Annotated in this window: 15 protein-coding genes; 9 read left to right on the forward strand and 6 right to left on the reverse strand. The window is 70.8% G+C overall.

The features are described 5' to 3' along the window. Window positions 1–82 precede the first annotated feature (82 nt). The 5 genes from OG878_RS05105 (at window position 83) to OG878_RS05125 (ending at window position 4,657) form a co-directional block, all read left to right on the forward strand. Window positions 83–475 (forward strand): winged helix-turn-helix transcriptional regulator, encoded by a 393-nt coding sequence (locus OG878_RS05105; protein ID WP_328885639.1) that lies wholly within the window; start codon window positions 83–85, stop codon window positions 473–475. A 378-nt stretch (window positions 476–853) separates the two neighbouring features. Next, on the forward strand, window positions 854–1,741 hold the full coding sequence (locus OG878_RS05110) for an SPFH domain-containing protein (RefSeq protein ID WP_328885640.1): 888 nt from the start codon (window positions 854–856) through the stop codon (window positions 1,739–1,741). Between the two features lie 124 nt (window positions 1,742–1,865). Then, window positions 1,866–2,396, forward strand: a complete 531-nt coding sequence (locus OG878_RS05115; protein ID WP_328885641.1) for a universal stress protein — start codon at window positions 1,866–1,868, stop codon at window positions 2,394–2,396. Window positions 2,397–2,877: 481 nt separating this feature from the next. Then, window positions 2,878–3,696, forward strand: coding sequence for an SDR family NAD(P)-dependent oxidoreductase (locus tag OG878_RS05120; RefSeq protein ID WP_328885642.1), 819 nt, complete (start codon window positions 2,878–2,880; stop codon window positions 3,694–3,696). A gap of 172 nt (window positions 3,697–3,868) precedes the next feature. Then, a complete protein-coding gene (locus OG878_RS05125) occupies window positions 3,869–4,657 on the forward strand; it encodes a GNAT family N-acetyltransferase (RefSeq protein ID WP_328885643.1) in 789 nt (262 codons plus the stop codon). A 130-nt stretch (window positions 4,658–4,787) separates the two neighbouring features. On the opposite strand, the gene OG878_RS05130 is transcribed toward OG878_RS05125, so the two are convergent. Both OG878_RS05130 and OG878_RS05135 read right to left on the reverse strand, forming a co-directional pair. Continuing rightward, entirely contained in the window at window positions 4,788–6,737 is a 1,950-nt protein-coding gene (locus tag OG878_RS05130; protein ID WP_328885644.1) for an NAD-binding protein, read from the reverse strand. Between the two features lie 325 nt (window positions 6,738–7,062). Further along, entirely contained in the window at window positions 7,063–9,579 is a 2,517-nt protein-coding gene (locus OG878_RS05135; RefSeq protein ID WP_443049234.1) for an ATP-binding protein, read from the reverse strand. A gap of 623 nt (window positions 9,580–10,202) precedes the next feature. Between OG878_RS05135 and OG878_RS05140 the strand changes: the two genes are divergently transcribed. Both OG878_RS05140 and OG878_RS05145 read left to right on the forward strand, forming a co-directional pair. Beyond that, a complete protein-coding gene (locus tag OG878_RS05140; RefSeq protein ID WP_443049060.1) occupies window positions 10,203–10,577 on the forward strand; it encodes a hypothetical protein in 375 nt (124 codons plus the stop codon). 180 nt (window positions 10,578–10,757) lie between these two features. Further along, window positions 10,758–11,315 carry a hypothetical protein gene (locus tag OG878_RS05145; protein ID WP_328885646.1) on the forward strand — a complete coding sequence of 186 codons (558 nt, stop codon included), beginning with the start codon at window positions 10,758–10,760 and terminating at the stop codon, window positions 11,313–11,315. Window positions 11,316–11,325: 10 nt separating this feature from the next. Here the strand turns inward: OG878_RS05145 and OG878_RS05150 are convergent, their stop codons facing one another. Next, entirely contained in the window at window positions 11,326–12,417 is a 1,092-nt protein-coding gene (locus OG878_RS05150; RefSeq protein WP_328885647.1) for a PP2C family protein-serine/threonine phosphatase, read from the reverse strand. 158 nt (window positions 12,418–12,575) lie between these two features. Here OG878_RS05150 and OG878_RS05155 point away from each other — a divergent pair, with 158 nt between their 5' ends. Then, window positions 12,576–12,773 (forward strand): antitoxin, encoded by a 198-nt coding sequence (locus OG878_RS05155; protein WP_328885648.1) that lies wholly within the window; start codon window positions 12,576–12,578, stop codon window positions 12,771–12,773. Further along, the gene (locus tag OG878_RS05160) at window positions 12,770–12,892 is read left to right on the forward strand and encodes a hypothetical protein (RefSeq protein ID WP_328885649.1); all 123 of its coding nucleotides are present in this window, start codon (window positions 12,770–12,772) and stop codon (window positions 12,890–12,892) included. Before OG878_RS05155 ends, OG878_RS05160 begins: the two co-directional genes overlap by 4 nt. A gap of 44 nt (window positions 12,893–12,936) precedes the next feature. Here OG878_RS05160 and hypE read toward each other — a convergent pair whose 3' ends face one another. The 3 genes from hypE to OG878_RS05175 all read right to left on the reverse strand — a co-directional run bounded on the left by hypE (window position 12,937) and on the right by OG878_RS05175 (window position 15,489). Then, window positions 12,937–13,926: a hydrogenase expression/formation protein HypE gene (hypE, locus tag OG878_RS05165; protein WP_328891139.1), complete on the reverse strand. Its 990-nt coding sequence runs from the start codon at window positions 13,924–13,926 to the stop codon at window positions 12,937–12,939. 121 nt (window positions 13,927–14,047) lie between these two features. Next, entirely contained in the window at window positions 14,048–15,172 is a 1,125-nt protein-coding gene (hypD, locus tag OG878_RS05170) for a hydrogenase formation protein HypD (RefSeq protein WP_328885650.1), read from the reverse strand. Continuing rightward, window positions 15,169–15,489 carry a HypC/HybG/HupF family hydrogenase formation chaperone gene (locus OG878_RS05175; RefSeq protein WP_328885651.1) on the reverse strand — a complete coding sequence of 107 codons (321 nt, stop codon included), beginning with the start codon at window positions 15,487–15,489 and terminating at the stop codon, window positions 15,169–15,171. Before OG878_RS05175 ends, hypD begins: the two co-directional genes overlap by 4 nt. Between the last annotated feature and the right edge of the window lie 10 nt (window positions 15,490–15,499).

Below are 15,499 nucleotides of genomic sequence, written 5' to 3' on the forward strand. Positions count from 1 at the left end.
TGGCCTCGCTGCGACCCGGCGACGCTAACACCGTCGATATAGTAGGTACCTACAGGAAAGTGACTATCCAAAAGGAGGGCACATGGCCGGCAACGCAACCTGGACGGCACCGGCGTCGACCGACCCGGAACAGGCCTGCCCGATCGGCCCGGTCGTGGACATTGTGTTCAGCCGGTGGACCACACCGATCCTGTGGAGCCTCAACATGCACGGCCGGCAACGGTTCGTTGAGCTGGAACGACGGATCACCAAGATCACACCGAAGGTACTGACCCAGCGGCTGCGCCAACTCGAACGCGACGGCCTGATCGTGCGCACCTACCACCCAGAGGTCCCCCCTCGGGTCGAGTACGAGATCACCGAACTCGGCCGCAGCCTTGCCCCGATCTTCGCCCATCTCACCGAATGGGCCACCACCAACCTCGACAGCGTCGAGCGGGCCCGGCACGACTACGACACCGATTCGGCCCGGTAGCGTGTCGCCGAAGACGGCCCGGACCTCGGCGAAGGCTCCAACGACGGTGCGCTGAAAGGGGGGCGGCCTCGGCAGGCTCGGAGCGCCCTCGACTGCGCCGCCCAGCTCCACCTCACCGCCATCGACACCCGACGACGCACATGCGCACGACTGACTCCGGAGTCAACCCCCGAAGGACTTCCGCAGCCGGCCGCCAAGGGCTGTCCCGTCGACCGGATGCAGCCCGGGACGGTGAGTGGCGCAGGCCGTGACACCTGCACAAGTGAGGCCGGTGGCACGCTTCTTGACGATTTCCTTACGTCGGTACCGCATCCGGTGACTGCTTCGGCTCTGTCCTCAGTGGTGTCGAACCCATCCCTCGTGAAGGAGTCCGCAACCATGGATGGCACCGTCGTTGGAGTTGTGGTCGTCGTCGCCTGCGTACTGCTGGTGCTGCGCAGCGGAATGCGTGTGGTCAACCAGGTGGAGCGAGGAGTTGTGTTCCGCTTCGGCAAGGCGCTGTCCGGCCATCGGCAGCCCGGCATCACCTTTCTCGTCCCGTACGCCGACCGGATGCGGAAGGTGAACGTCCAGGTGGCGACGATGCCCGTGCCGACACAGGAGGGGATCACCCGGGACAACGTGTCGGTGAAGGTCGACGCCGTCGTCTATTTCAAGGTCGTCGATCCGGTACAGGCCACGATCGAGGTGCAGGACTACGTCTTCGCGGTCGGCCAGATCGCCCAGTCCTCGCTGCGTTCCATCATCGGCAAGAGCGATCTGGACGATCTGCTCTCGGACCGCGAACGGCTGCACGAGGGACTGGCGTTGATGATCGACAGCCCCGCGGCCGGCTGGGGTGTGCACATCGACCGCGTCGAGATCAAGGACGTGCAGCTGCCGGAGTCGCTCAAGCGCTCCATGTCCCGGCAGGCCGAGGCGGAGCGGGAGCGGCGGGCCCGGGTGATCACCGCGGACGGTGAGTTCCAGGCCGCGCAGCAGCTCGCCAATGCCTCGCGAATCATGGCCGACACGCCGGAGGCCATGCAGCTGCGGCTGCTGCAGACGGTGGTCGAGGTGGCGGCCGAAAAGAACTCCACTCTGGTCATGCCGTTCCCGGTGGAGCTGCTGCGGTACTTCGACCGGGCGGCGCAGCAGTTCGGGAAGGACAGCGGCGCAACGGCAGCCGTCCCGGCCCCGCAGGGTGACACGGTGGCTCCGGCCCCGCACGGAGAGGCAGTGGTTCCGGCCCCGCACGGAGAGGCGGCGCCCGACCCTCGCGCGTGACGCCGTCAGGGGCCCGTCAGGGTTGTCCGTCCCGGCGTCAGGGAGTTGCCAACACGGCATGGACCCCCGCGTCCTCGGGTCTTCCATGGGGGCAGGAAGCCGACGTGACGCGAGGAGTGGCGGAGTGACGGAGCGAGCCGTTGGGCGGCATGTGGTGGCCGGTGTGAGTGGCTCGCTGGGCAGCCTGACGGCGCTGCACCGGGCCGCGGCCGAGGCCCGGCGCACCGATGCCGCCCTGCGGGCCGTGCTGGCCTGGTCGCCTCCCGGCGGCGAACTCGGGCACCGTGGTCCGCCGAGCCCCCTCCTGCTGGCCGAGTGCCGTCGGGTGGCGGGAGAGCGGCTGCTCCAGGCGTTGGACACGGCGTTCGGTCCCGCCGGGCCCGGGGTGCCGATGGAAGGTCTGGTCGTACGGGGCATACCGGGCGCCGCGCTGATCGCCTCCGCGAACAGCCCCGATGACCTGCTGGTGATCGGGGCCGGGGCGCGCGGCCTGCTGCGGAGGGCTCTGCACCCCTCGGTCGCCAGGTACTGTCTCGCGCACGCCGCCTGCCCCGTGCTCGCCGTGCCGCCCTCACCGCTGCAGGAAGACATCGACGCCGTCCAGCGGCGCATTGTCTGGCACATGCCTCTGGATACACGGGAATTGGCGGACTGATCCTCCGACGGATCACTTCGTGCCACCCGGGAGAAATTCCACCTCTCTCAACCTTGTATGCCGATCACCCGCCCGACGGCGCCTCTCGCGGAACTCGACCGCACACCCCTGGACCATCCGTCGAAGACCTTTGGCGAAATGGTCCCTACTCACGGTCAGGAAGCTGTCAGAAGGTCGTAAATTCGGGCACAACGGCCCGATTGGCGTATCGAAGGCACTTAGACTCTGAACGCCGCTCAAAGACCGCGGACGTCCACGGCCTGACCGTGCCAAAGGCCCGGTCACGCTTTTCGCGGCGGAAACGCGGCGGCGTCTCCTCCGCACCGCGTCCGCGCACGGCCTTTCCGGTACCGGGGCCCCGGTACCGGAAAGGCTCAGCGGCACCTGCTTTCCGAATGCCCCGGTGCTCGCGCTGTGCGGGAGGCCGGGCGGCCCTCCGGAAGGTCTTGCGCGATGTTTCCCCCCGTCCCCCGACAGGCCCATGCCGTTCCGGCCCCTCGCGGCCCACTGCCGACGAATCCCGAGGGCCCGAGGCCGCCGCGGCCCCCGCACCGGGAGCCCCGCCGACCGGGAGCTCCGGCCGGCGCTCCGCTGCTGTGCGCCGCCGCCCAACGCCGAGGAGGCGCAGGCCGCGACCGACCGGCTGATCGCCTCCGCCGGCATCAGCGAGTCACAACTGTGCTCCTACGCCGCCGACTTCGCCCACTTCGACGAGGTGAAGGCGATGGCCCGGCGGGTCGTCGAGACCCACCCGCACCTGGATGTGCTGGTCAACAACGCGGGCATGGCGGCGCCCGAGCGGCACACGGTCACCGCCGACGGCAACGAGATCGCCTTTCAGGTGAACTTCCTCGCGCACTACCTCCTCACCGACCTCCTGGAGCCCGCGCTGACGAGCGACCCGGGAGGCCGCGTGGTCAACGTGTCGTCGGCGCTGCACCGCACCGGGTCCATCCAGTGGAGCGACCCCAACCGCGCCCGCCGCTACTCGCGGCTCGCCACCTATGCGCAGTCGCAGCTGGCCCTCACCGTCTTCGCTTCCGACCCGCGCGTCACCGCCGTCTCCCTCCACCCCGGAATCTGCGAGACCGGACTGCTCTCCCTCTACGGCCACCACGGGGCCACCGCCGCCGAGGGTGCAGCCCACGTGGTGCGGCTCTGCGACCCGGCCGTCGAGATCGTCAACGGTGCCTACTACGACCGTGACGAGCGCGTCGCCCCTGCGCCTCCGGCCACCGAGGAACGCACCGTCCAGCGCCTCAACAAGCTCGCCACCGCCCTCACCAGCCACACCGCCTGAAGGATCACCGCATATGGCGAAACGCGCCCGCAAGAAGAAGGCCCGCCGCAGGAACAAGGCCAACCACGGCAGCAGGGCCGCGAACTAGCGGCTGAATCCGCCCCGGGGGTGGCCTGTACCCGCCGTACAGGCCACCCCTTCCCTGTACGTCCGGCTCCCGGAGGGAACCGCCATGATCGAACTTCCGCCGCACCAACTCCCCGCCCACTCCCGCTGGTTCCCTGCCGCGGCGCCGGGACCGGCAGCCCTTGCCGAACACGTCCTGACCGCCGGGACCGGCCGCTTCTGGGCGGACCGCGCGGTCCAGCCGCGCGCGATCGCCGTCGACTGCGCCGCCCATGTGCTGCTGCGCGGCGATCCCGGCGCACTCACCCCGGCAGATCTCGCGCCGCTCGCTTCGCGCTACATCGAGGCGCCCACCCGGTTCCTTCCCGTTCTCGGTGCCGCGTTCGACCGGATCATGCCGTGGGAGCGCATGATCTACGTACGTCAGGAGGAGCCGACGTCGCTTCCGCGCGCCCCCAAGGGTGTGACCGTACGCCCTATCACCGCCGCCGATTCCGGAGCACTCGGCGCACTCGGTCCGGGTTCCTCCTGGATATCGGACAGCTGGGGCGGACCGGCCGGGCTCGCCGCTTCCGGGTACGCCTGGGGCGCATTCCGCAAGGACGAAGCCCTCGCCGTGGCCTGCACCTATTTTCTCGGCAGCGCGTACGAGGACGTCGCGGTCCTCACCGCCCCCGACCACCGGCGCCGGCAGCTCGCCCTCACCTGCGTGACCAAGCTCTGCACCGACATCGCGGCACGCGGCCACACCCCGAGCTGGAGCTGCTCCCGCCACAACAGGGCCAGCCGGCTGCTCGCCTGGAGCGCAGGTTTCCGCCTGGTGCGTGAGTACATCCACCATGCCACCGGTGTCGCGGCCGTCCACGGAATGCCGGGGACGAGAATCCCCGCATGATGCGAGGCCACATGCCCTCCGTGCGGGTCGTGTACGGCCGCCGCGAACGGTCCGTACGCAGCCCGTCCACATCCTGACGCGCGGGGGCGCGCCGCGCTCGTCCGGAGCACCGGGCCTGCGAAGTACTCCGTCAGCACAGAGGGCCCGGACCGCCGTCGGCCCGCCCGGCGCCCGGCTCGTCCGGCGCGGGCCGTGCCGGATGGGGCTGAACACCCGTCATCAGGATGTCCAGACCCTGTCTGGTCGTCGCCAGGACCACGCGGTCGCCGGCCCGCAGGACGCGGCCGTGCGGCGGGCGCCAGTCGAAGCCCGTGCGGGACGGGATCCAGAGCCCGCCGAGCGTGTCGGTGGAGGACGACGAGGACGGCACGGACGTGGCCGCGGTCTCCCCCGGGCCTCCTGCCGCACCCACGGCCAGCACCCGCCATTCGTTCTGCCTGAACGCCTCGTGTATCGAGAAGCCCTCCAGCTCGGGGTGGCCGCCCACGTCCACCACCGTGAAGAGCAGCACGCCGCGCTCGACCGGCATCACGCCCAGCACATGGCGGCCCATCATGGCTGCCGCGAAGGACGGTGCGGCCAGCGCGGAGACGCTTCGGCTGCGCGTGAGGGCGTGCGGGTAGGAGGCGCGCATCGTGCGGGACACGGTGGCGGCGAAGTCGTCGTCGTACAGCCGTATGACGATTCGAACGTCCGGGTTCGCTTCGCGGGCGGCCATCGCCAGGTCCAGGTTGGCGCTGTCGTCTCTGGTGAGGACGAGCAGGGACTTGGCGACGGCGATGCGGGCGAGGTCGAGTACCCCCGGTGTGGTGGCGTCCTCCAGGAGCAGCGGGACGCCCAGTTCGCGGGCGAGCGCGACACCGCGGGCGTGCGGGTCGCGTTCGACGACGACCACGCGGTGCTGGGTCCTGCCCAGCCGGGCGAGCACCCGCGTACCGACCTTTCCGAGGCCGACGAGCACGATGTGGTCGCCGAGTTCCTCGGTCGGCGGGTGGTTCGCGGAGGCCGACCGGAACGCCTCCGTGGCATTCATGGCGGCGGCCACCACCAGCGGTAGCACGGCCAGCCCGACGAATCCGGCGATGAGCTGGAGCACCCGGCGCGCGGGTTCCTCGTCGGTCGCCGGATCGCCCATGGTGAAGATGTCCAGCAGCGGCAGATACACCGCCTTCCAGAGCGGTACGCCGTCCACCAGCACCAGGGTGGCCAGCGACAGCAGGATCACGACGGCGGCCAGCAGCCCGAAGACGGACATCACTTCGCGCGATACGAAGACCTTCCACGGGAGATGGGTGAGTCGGTCGCGCAGCCAGCCGCCGACCGTGTGCGTGTCGGCCGGGGCCTCCTGGGCGTGGTCGTGGGTGACCTCCTCCAGCATCAGCCGGCCGTGGGTGAACTGGCGGTGGTAGGAGGTGATGGTGTCCGGCAGCAGCTGGGTGCCGTCGGCGCCGGGGGTCTCGGCGCTGTCCTGGCTGCGCGGATCGTCACGGTGGGCGCCGGACAGCACGGCAAGCGTGGCGAGGTCGGAAGCGTGCGGCGGGGTGCCGGCCGGGCGGACGGCGCCCCGGAAGACCTTGCCCTCGACCTGAAGGGTGTGGCCCTGTCCCAGCGCGGCAGCGGCGACGAGTTCGGGGACGGCGGTGTCGGCGTCGGAGAGCACCGTGGTGGACGCGTCGACGAACCCGGCGTCACTGTCCGGCTGCTCCCGGGCACTGACGGCTCGGTCCAGAAGCTGTTCCAGGTGGCGGCCGCGCTCACGGTTGTACATGCGGATGACCAGCCGGATGGCGGGGTTGAGGCTACGGGCTAGGAGCGCGGCCATCATGTTGGTCTGGTCGTCGCCGTAGGTGAGAGCGAGGGCTGCGGCCTGCTCGACCCCTGCCGCCCGAAGGGTCTGCTCGTCCGGCCGGGCCGAGATCAGCAGCGCCACGGGCGAGTTGGGGTCGCGGTGCAGTGCGTCGATCTCGCCTCCGTGCTCGCCCCCGCGCGACGGCAGTACGACGGTGACGTTCTCGCCGCACACGGCGTCCAGCTCGACGGCGAGCCGACGGGCGAGGCCGTCGTCCCCGCAGATCACCATGTGCTGCGATCGCAGGTCAACCCGTGTCGAGGAATGGGGAGTCGAGGTCATACTCTCTGGACCGCCGAAAGGGCATCGCCGGTTTCCCGGGGTGCACCGGTTCACCGTCAAGGTTCCGTATGCAGCCTGGAGACGGCCAAAGGCCTTACGCCCGCGTGATGTTAACCGGACCTCCCCGCGCCGGGGCCTCAGCCCGAGCACGGTCAGCGCGGCAGCGAGCAGCAGCGCATCGCGCGTCGCAGGTGTCCGTAGCCCAGACGATGCAGTGACGCTCGTACATGGCTTCCGCCTCGACCGTCCTCTCGCCCCCTGGCACAGGGGTGTCTCACCGGTCGCGCCACTCGTCGGCACCGGGTTCGACGAGTCCGACGAGCTCCCGGGGTTCGGCAGCGGGAAGGGACAGGACCATGGTCAGACCGCCTCCCGGGGTGTCCTCGGGGGTCAGATTGCCCGCCATCGCCTCGGTGAGCCCGCGGGCCAGCGCGAGCCCGAGCCCGACGCCGGTGGTGTTGTCGGTGTCGCCCATCCGCTGGAAGGGGGCGAAGGCGGTTTCGCGGTCGGCGGCGGGGAGACCCGGACCTCGGTCGATCACCCGGAACTCGACGCGGTCGGCGAGCGCGCTGGCCGTCAGCAGGACGCTCTCCCCGCGCGGACTGTAACGGGCTGCGTTGCTCAGGAGGTTGGCCACCACCCGCTCCAGCAGAGGCGGGTCGGCCATGACGGCCGGTCCGTACGCCTGGCTCTGCACGTCGATGGCCGGCCCGTCGGCCGGAAGCGACTCCAGGGCCGTCGGCAGCACTTCCTGCAGTGCGGTGGCGCGCAGGCTGAGCGTCAAGGCACCCGCCTGCAGACGGCTCATGTCGAGAAGGTTCTCGATGAGCCGGTTCAGCCGGGACATCGACTCCTCGGCGGTGGCGAGGAGTTCGTCGCGGTCCTCATCACTGAAGTCGACGTCGCGGCTGCGCAGCGAGCTGACGGCGGCCCATCCGGCGGCCAGCGGGGTGCGCAGGTCGTGGCTGACGGCGGCGAGCAGGGCGGTACGCATCCGGTCGGCGGCCTTGACAGGTTCGATCTCGGCCGCGGCCTCGACGAGCCGGGCACGCTCGACGGCAGCAGTGACATGTGCGGCGAACGCGGTGAGGACCCGGCGGTCGGAGGCGGACAGTACACGCCCGCGCAGCACCAGGTACGCGTCGTGCGCCACCGGCACCTGTACGACGGGGCCACCGGAGCCCTCGGCACCGCCCGTCACGGCCGGTCCGTCCGCCACCGGTTCGTCGACCAGCTCCGCGGAGTCCATCCCGAAGGTCTCCCGCGTACGTTCCAGCAGCGCCGGAACCGCCTGGTCGCCCCGGACGATGGAGCCGGCCAGTGAGGACAGTGTCTCCGCCTCGGCCGTGGCGCGGACCGAGCGACGCGAGAGCCGCAGCGACCGGTCCACGACGGCGGCCACCGTGCCCGCCACCACGGCGAACACCACGGTGGCGAGCACACTGTTGAGGGTGGTGAGGGTGAACCGGCCGACCGGCGGGATGAACCAGTAATTGAGCAGCAGCGACGCCGTCACCGATGCGACCAGCGCCGACACGACCCCGCCCACACAGGCCACGCCGACCACGGCGAGCAGGAACAGCAGCGCCTCGCTCGTCAGGTTGAGACTTCCCCGCATGTGGTCCAGCAGGAAGGTGAGGGCGACCGGGAGGACGAGGCCCGCCACCGGGCCCGCGATGAGCCGGGAGGTCGGCAGCGTTCGGCGGCGTGAGGGCAGCAGCCGTCCCCGTCCGGCCCGTTCGTGCGAGACCATGTGCACGTCGATGTCGCCGGACATGGCCACGACCGTCTCTCCGATGCCGCGTCCGGTGACGAACCGCTCCAGGCGTCCGCGGCTGCTGGAGCCGATGACGAGCTGGGTCGCGTTCTCGGCACGGGCGAACTCCAGCAGCGAGGTGGGGATGTCGGCACCGACCACCGAGTGGTAGCTGCCGCCGAGGCTCTCGACCAGCGTGCGCTGCCGGGCGAGCGCCGCCGACGACGCTCCGGCGGCAAGCCCGTCGCTGCGGGCGATGTGCACGGTGAGCAGATCTCCGCCGGTCAGCGGCGTCTCCCCGGTTCCCCCGGGGTGAGGAGCATGGGAACGGTCCGCGATCCTGGCCGCCCTGCGGATGATCGTGTCGCCCTCCGGTCCGCCCGACAGCGCCACCACGACCCGCTCGCGGGCCTCCCAGACACGGTCGATGCCGTGCTCGGAGCGGTAGTTCTGCAGCGCCTCGTCGACCCGGCCCGCCAGCCACAGCAGGGCCAGTTCCCTCAGGGCGGTGAGGTTTCCCACCCGGAAATAGTTGGCCAGTGCCGCGTCGACCTTCTCGGGGGCGTAGATGTTGCCGTGGGCCATCCGGCGGCGCAGCGCTTCGGCGGACATGTCCACCAGCTCGATCTGGTGTGCCCTGCGGACCATGTCGTCGGGGACGGTCTCCCGCTGCGGCACCCTGGTGATCTTCTCGACGACGTCGTTGAGGGATTCCAAGTGCTGGATGTTGACGGCGGAGACGACGTCGATCCCGGCGGCGAGAAGTTCCTCGATGTCCTGCCAGCGCTTGGCGTGGCGCCCGCCGGGCACGTTGCTGTGGGGCAGTTCGTCGACGAGTGCCACCTCGGGCCGCCGGGCCAGGACCGCATCGAGGTCCATTTCCTCGAACTGCACGCCACGGTACGTACGTCGGGCACGGGGCAGGATCTCGAGGCCCTCGCACTTCGCCTCGGTGTACCGGCGTCGGTGGCACTCGACGAACGCCACCACCACGTCGGTGCCGCGCTCGGCCCGGCGTCGCCCCTCGTCGAGCATCCGGTAGGTCTTGCCCACCCCTGGTGCGGCGCCGAGGAAGACCTTCAGCCTCCCGGGCCGCCGGGGCTGTCGGGCCACTGCGGGCGGGACAACCGGTTCCACCACTGCACGCGCCTCCTCACGCCGAACGCGCACCCTGGATCGCTGGGTCCGGCCACGACGCCGGGGCACGCTGTGTGCTCACGATCATCATCGGCCGGGGACGGCCGGATCGCGGCCGAGCTCGAGGACATTGACGCGGTTCTGACCCGGCGGCCCGGCAACCCGCCCCTGCTCGCGCCGGCGGCCCGATTCCCCGGCTGGTCCCCAGGCGGTCCGCACACCGCGACAAGCCGAGTGAGCCGCCCGTCCGCATGCCCCGGCGAGGCAGTCTCCCGACCTCAACTCGACCTGTTCCAGAGGAGTTTCGTGGAAGAAGTCGAACTCCGGAACACCCAACCGCATCGCTGTGGCCAGCGGCCGGGTGCCGGCCCCACCCGCCCCGGCCTACGATCGCCCGGTCTTTAACGTCCCCTTGATGAGCCACCTGCGGACAGGGTGAAAGCGGTGTACCGGGAAGTCTGGTCGGCGTGACGGGCCGTGCGGTCCGATCTCGACACGGGGGGCGGCATGCCCTCGCCCCGGTGGTACGCCGCTCCGGCATCGCACTCGAACCCGACCACACCGAGCGCGAGGAGGCTGCCGCCCGGCTGAAGCTCGCGCACGCGGGGCTGCGGCGCCTGGACGAACTGTCGGAGCTCGAAGCCGTACCCGAGGTGGTGCTGGACCGCCTCCACCGCGCCCTTCAGGCCCGCCTGGAGCACGCCCGGGACCGGCTCGGCGACGAGTCTCCCGGCGAGTCCTCCGACCATGTCCACCGGCAACTGCGCCGCGATCTGATTCTGAAGGAGTCCGCCGAACTCCAGCGCCTCTACGACGACCGTGGGATAAGCGACACCACCCGTCGCCGGCTCCAGCGCTCCCTGGACCTGGAGGAGGCACGGCCGGGCGACGCCTGAGGGCGCGGTGTTCCGGATCGCCGCGCACCCCTGGTCCCCTGCAGGCGTCCTCCGTCGTGCAGCCTCCTGACCACGCACGCGCCGGTGAACCGTCATTCCCGCATCAAGACACGCCCGTACCCCGTCAGCGGTCCGTCAAGGTCCCGGACGGGGCCGACGACGGTGCCTACCGTCGCTCTCATGGGACGACGGACCACCCGCTTCGCGACGGAGCATCAGGGGACACCTGCGCGGCCGGCCGGGCCATCCGCGTACGACGCCGACTGGGCACGGGGCGCCCGGTCCGCCATCGGCTTCGCCGCGCTGCTCCTCGGGCTGCTGGTGACGATCGACGCGGTGGCGGGCAGGTTCTCCGTCCCGCGTGCCGCGATGTGGGCTGCTCTCGCTGCGGTGCTGTTCGTGGTGCTGTGGCCGGACCGGGTCCGCGTGTGTGCGGGTGTGCTCGTCTCGCACGGGCTGCTGCGTCGCAGGGTCGTACACACCGACCGGCTCGTCTCGGTGCGCTGGTCCGACGGGATCGCACAGCGCCTGGTGCTGCGCGACGCCGAGGGCGGCCGTGCCGAGATCGACCCGAACGTCCTGGTGTCCCATCCGCAGCTGTGGCACATCCTGTACGCGGACGCCCGGACGAGTATCGAGCGCGGAATGCTGTGCTGCGGGGAGACCGCACTGCGGCAGCTCGCGGCGCGGGTCGACCGCCGGACGGTCCGCGTCGTCAGGACCTCCGGCCCGGGGTGACCCCACACGGTCACGCCGGCGGGCGATGCAGCGCCAGGAGCGCCTGGTCGTCGTGGTTCCTGCCGCCCGAGTGGCGTCGTACGTCACGGATCAGTGTGTCGAGGGTCTGCGACGGCGTGGCGGATGGTCCTCCCCCCGCGCAGCGCCGGAGCAGGACGGGCAGTCGGGCGGCGGCGTCGTAGAACGTGCCGTCGGCGTCCCTGGACTCGGTGATGCCGTCCGTGTAGCAGAGCAGGGTCGATCCGGGCGGGAACGCGAAGGTGTCGACCGTGAGGGCCCAGTCGCCCAGCGTGATCATCCCCAGTGGCGGCGCCTCCTCCGTCGGTTCGAGGACGGTGGCCGCCCCCTGTGCGTCGAGGAGCAGCGGCGGCGGATGGCCCCGGTTCACCATCCGTACGACGTTCAGGTCGGCGGAGAACTCCGCCAGCAGAGCCGTGGTGAAACCCTCGTGCTGCTCCAGGCCCCCGCGCCGTCCTCCCTCGCGCAGCAGCGCCCTTTCCAGCGCGAGCACGAGCCGGCCGAGGTCCTCGGCCTCGTCGGCGGCGTACCGGAAGGCGCCGATGTCCGCGCAGACCGCGTTCACCGCGCTCAGTCCCTTGCCCCGCACGTCCCCGACCATGAGGCGGGTGCCGTGCGGGGTGCTCTGTACCACGTACAGATCCCCACCGATCATGGCCTCGTTCTCGGCGGGCACGTAGCGGGCGGCGATCTCCAGTCCGTCGAGCCGTGACGGCGGCCGGGGCAGCACGGCACGCTGCGCCACGGCCGCGACGTGGAGCGCGCGTCTGGTCCTGGCGTGCTGACGGTGCAGGCTGCGGTTGATGAGCACGGCAAGCACCGTGACGGCCAGCAGCGTGATCTGGTTGGCGACGCCGCGGTGCCATCCGAAGGTGCCGTCCACCCACGCAAGACCGGCGTGCACCGCCATCGACGCCATTCCCACCGCGACGATAGTGCCGGGCGTCAGCATCGCAGCGGCCGAGACCGGCGCGGTCATCAGGAGCGGAGCAGACGTCACCTCCCTCGGCGTCGCCAGGTCGACCGCGACGGCCAGCACGATGACACCGACGGGGATCCACAGGGCTCTGCTCAGCTGCGCCACTCCCCCACGCTCCACGCAGGGCGCTCGCGCCGCATCCGGGGCGACCCGAAATGTGTACGCGCCTCTGACATGCCGTGTCCGGCGAACCATGCGGATGCGAAGTGCGGCACAAGTGGCGACGCTGGAGGGGTCAGGGTGAACGCACCCGAGGAGGACCCATGTCCATGATGGACAAGCTCAAGCACATGCTGAAGGGCCACGAGCAGCAGGCAGGGAAGGGGGTCGACAAGGCGGGTGACGCCATCGACGCCAGGACCCAGGGCAAACACGCCGGTCAGGTCGACGCCGCCCAGGACAGGCTCAAGGACCAGCTCGGTACGGACCGGCCGCCGGACAGGCCACAGGACCGCCCGTGACCGGTGAACAGGCCGCTGCCGCCCCGTACGCCCGTGCCGTGGGCGTACGGGGCGGCCGGCCGTCGGTGACGAGCCTGGTCGTGTTCCGCACGGAGGCGGCCGCCCGCAGCGTGGCCTGAGCAGGACGGGAACGCCCGGTGACGGTCGGCGGACGGCGCTCCCTTCAGCAGATCCGGGGCAGCTGCTCACCGATCGGCAGGTCGACCACGCGCGTCCCGCCGAGCCCGGTGCGGGCCACGACCATGCCGGGGTGCGCCGCCACGGCCTCCCCGATCACGGTCGCCTCCGCTCCCAGCGGATGTGCCCGCATCGCTTCCAGGACGGAGTCCGCGTGCTCACGGGGGACGAAGGCGACCAGTTTGCCCTCGTTGGCGACGTACATCGGGTCCAGACCCAGGATGGCGCAGGCGTTGGCCACGGCGGGCGGGACCGGGATGTCGCGTTCCTGGACGACGACACCGGTACCGGATGCCACCGCGATCTCATTGAGTGCCGCGGCGAGCCCGCCACGTGTGGGATCGCGCAGCACATGCAGGTCGGGGGTGACCGCGAGCATGGTCTCCACCAGCCCGCCCAGAGCCGCGCAGTCGCTCTCGATCTCCACGCCGAACTCCAGGCCCTCGCGCACACTCATGATCGCCACGCCGTGCACGCCGATCGGACCGCTGACGATCACTGCGTCACCGGGGACCACCCGCTGCGGGCGCAGGTCGACGCCGGCCGGTACGAGGCCGATCCCGGCGGTGTTGATGTAGATGCCGTCGCCGTGTCCGGCCTCCACGACCTTGGTGTCACCGGTCACGACCTCGACGCCGGCGGCGCGCGCGGCTGCGCCCAGTGCGTGGGCCACGCGTGCGACCACCGGGACCTCGACGCCCTCCTCCAGGATGAAACCGCAGGAGAGGTAGGCGGCCCGGGCGCCGCTCATGGCCAGGTCGTTGACCGTGCCGTTGACCGCGAGGTCGCCGATGCTGCCGCCGGGGAAGAACAGCGGCCGCACGACGAACGAGTCGGTGGAGAAGGCCAGCCGGGCACCACCCAGCGGCACCACGGCGGAGTCGGTCAGTTGCGCGAGCACGTCGCCGCCGAAGGCGGGCGCGAAGACGTGCTGGACCAGTTCGGCCGAGAGTGCCCCGCCGCCACCGTGGCCCATCACCACCCGCGGCTGGTCGCGCAGCGGCGCCGGACAGGTCCATGCCGTGAGGTCGAGGACGGGGGACTCGGCGGGGACGACGGCCGGCGTGGTCACGGCGGTGTTCCGTGCTTCTGCGGTCTCAGGCAACGGGGCTCGCCTCCCTGGGGGCGGTCGGAATGTCGAGGCGCCGGTAGAGGTAGTAGGCGGCGCATGCGCCCTCGCTGGAGACCATGGTGGCCCCGAGCGGGTTGCGCGGGGTGCAGGTGGTGCCGAACGCCTCGCACTCGTGGGGTTTCAGCAGCCCTTGCAGGACTTCGCCGCTGCGGCATGCGGCGGGTTCCTTCGTGTCGATGCCGGTGACGGAGAAGCGGTACTCGGCGTCGTAGTCGCGGTAGCGGGTGGAGAGCCGCCAGCCGCTGTCGGGGATGGTGCCGATGCCGCGCCAGGCGCGGTCGGTGACTTCGAAGACGTCCTCCAGCATGGCGAGCGCCGCCGGGTTCCCCTCCGGGCGCACGGCACGCGGGTAGGCGTTGTCCACCGTGTGCTCGCCGCGCTCCAGTTGCAGAACGGTTCGCCGGACGCCTTCGAGGATGTCCAGCGGTTCGAACCCGGTGACCACGATGGGCACCCGGAACCGTTCTGCCAGCTCGGGGTACTCCCGCACACCCATCACGCTGCACACATGGCCCGCGGCGAGGAACCCCTGCACCCGGCAGGCCGGCGACTGCATGATCGCCTCGATGGCCGGGGGGACCCTCACATGGGACACCAGCAGGCTGAAGTTCGAGATGCCCAGCCGCCGCGCCTGATACACCGTCATGGCGTTGGGCGGTGCGGTGGTCTCGAACCCGATCCCGAAGAAGACCACCTCGCGGCCGGGGTTCTGCTGGGCGATCCTCAGTGCGTCGAGCGGCGAGTACACGACCCGCACGTCGCCGCCCTCGCTGCGGACCCGGAACAGGTCGCGGCCGGTTCCGGGGACCCGGAGCATGTCCCCGAACGAGCAGAAGATCACCTCGGGGCGGGAGGCGATCTCCAGCGCCTTGTCGATGACCTCCAGCGGCGTCACGCAGACGGGGCAGCCCGGACCGTGGATCAGTTCGATCTGTTCCGGCAGGAGTTGGTCGATGCCGTGTCTGATGATGGTGTGCGTCTGTCCGCCGCAGACCTCCATCAGCGCCCACGGCCGGGTCACCGTCGCATGGATGTCGTCGAGCAGCCGACGCGCCAGGTCGGGGTTCTGGAACTCTTCGATGTACTTCACTGCTGTACCTCCTCCGGTACGTCCGCGCCGGCGGTCCTCGACGGCCCGCCGGCCTCTGCGGCTAGTTCCCACGGGTCTCCGAACTCCTCCTGGAGCAGACCGAGTTCGGTGAAGAGTTCGAGCGTCCGGCGGGCCGACTCCTCGTCCAGTCGCTGCAGGGCGAACCCCACGTGGACGATGGCGTACTCGCCGACCCGCAGGTCCGGCAGGTATTCCAGGCACACTTCCTTGACCACGCCGCCGAAGTCGACGGTGGCCATCCGGGTGCCGTCACGCTCCTCGATGTCCAACACTCTGCCGGGTACCGCCAGACACATGGCTGCTCCT

Origin of the sequence: Streptomyces sp. NBC_00316 (genome assembly GCF_036158715.1) — a bacterium.
Taxonomy (GTDB): domain Bacteria; phylum Actinomycetota; class Actinomycetes; order Streptomycetales; family Streptomycetaceae; genus Streptomyces.

Bases quoted from the DNA above. Each gene is read 5' to 3' on its own strand.
- OG878_RS05105 (WP_328885639.1), top strand. From the start codon at position 83: ATGGCCGGCAACGCAACCTGGACGGCACCGGCGTCGACCGACCCGGAA.
- OG878_RS05110 (WP_328885640.1), top strand. From the start codon at position 854: ATGGATGGCACCGTCGTTGGAGTTGTGGTCGTCGTCGCCTGCGTACTG.
- OG878_RS05120 (WP_328885642.1), top strand. From the start codon at position 2,878: ATGCCGTTCCGGCCCCTCGCGGCCCACTGCCGACGAATCCCGAGGGCC.
- OG878_RS05125 (WP_328885643.1), top strand. From the start codon at position 3,869: ATGATCGAACTTCCGCCGCACCAACTCCCCGCCCACTCCCGCTGGTTC.
- OG878_RS05130 (WP_328885644.1), bottom strand. From the start codon at position 6,737: ATGGTGATCTGCGGGGACGACGGCCTCGCCCGTCGGCTCGCCGTCGAG.
- OG878_RS05135 (WP_443049234.1), bottom strand. From the start codon at position 9,579: ATGCTCGACGAGGGGCGACGCCGGGCCGAGCGCGGCACCGACGTGGTG.
- OG878_RS05145 (WP_328885646.1), top strand. From the start codon at position 10,758: ATGGGACGACGGACCACCCGCTTCGCGACGGAGCATCAGGGGACACCT.
- OG878_RS05155 (WP_328885648.1), top strand. From the start codon at position 12,576: ATGTCCATGATGGACAAGCTCAAGCACATGCTGAAGGGCCACGAGCAG.
- hypE (WP_328891139.1), bottom strand. From the start codon at position 13,926: ATGGGCCACGGTGGCGGCGGGGCACTCTCGGCCGAACTGGTCCAGCAC.
- OG878_RS05175 (WP_328885651.1), bottom strand. From the start codon at position 15,489: ATGTGTCTGGCGGTACCCGGCAGAGTGTTGGACATCGAGGAGCGTGAC.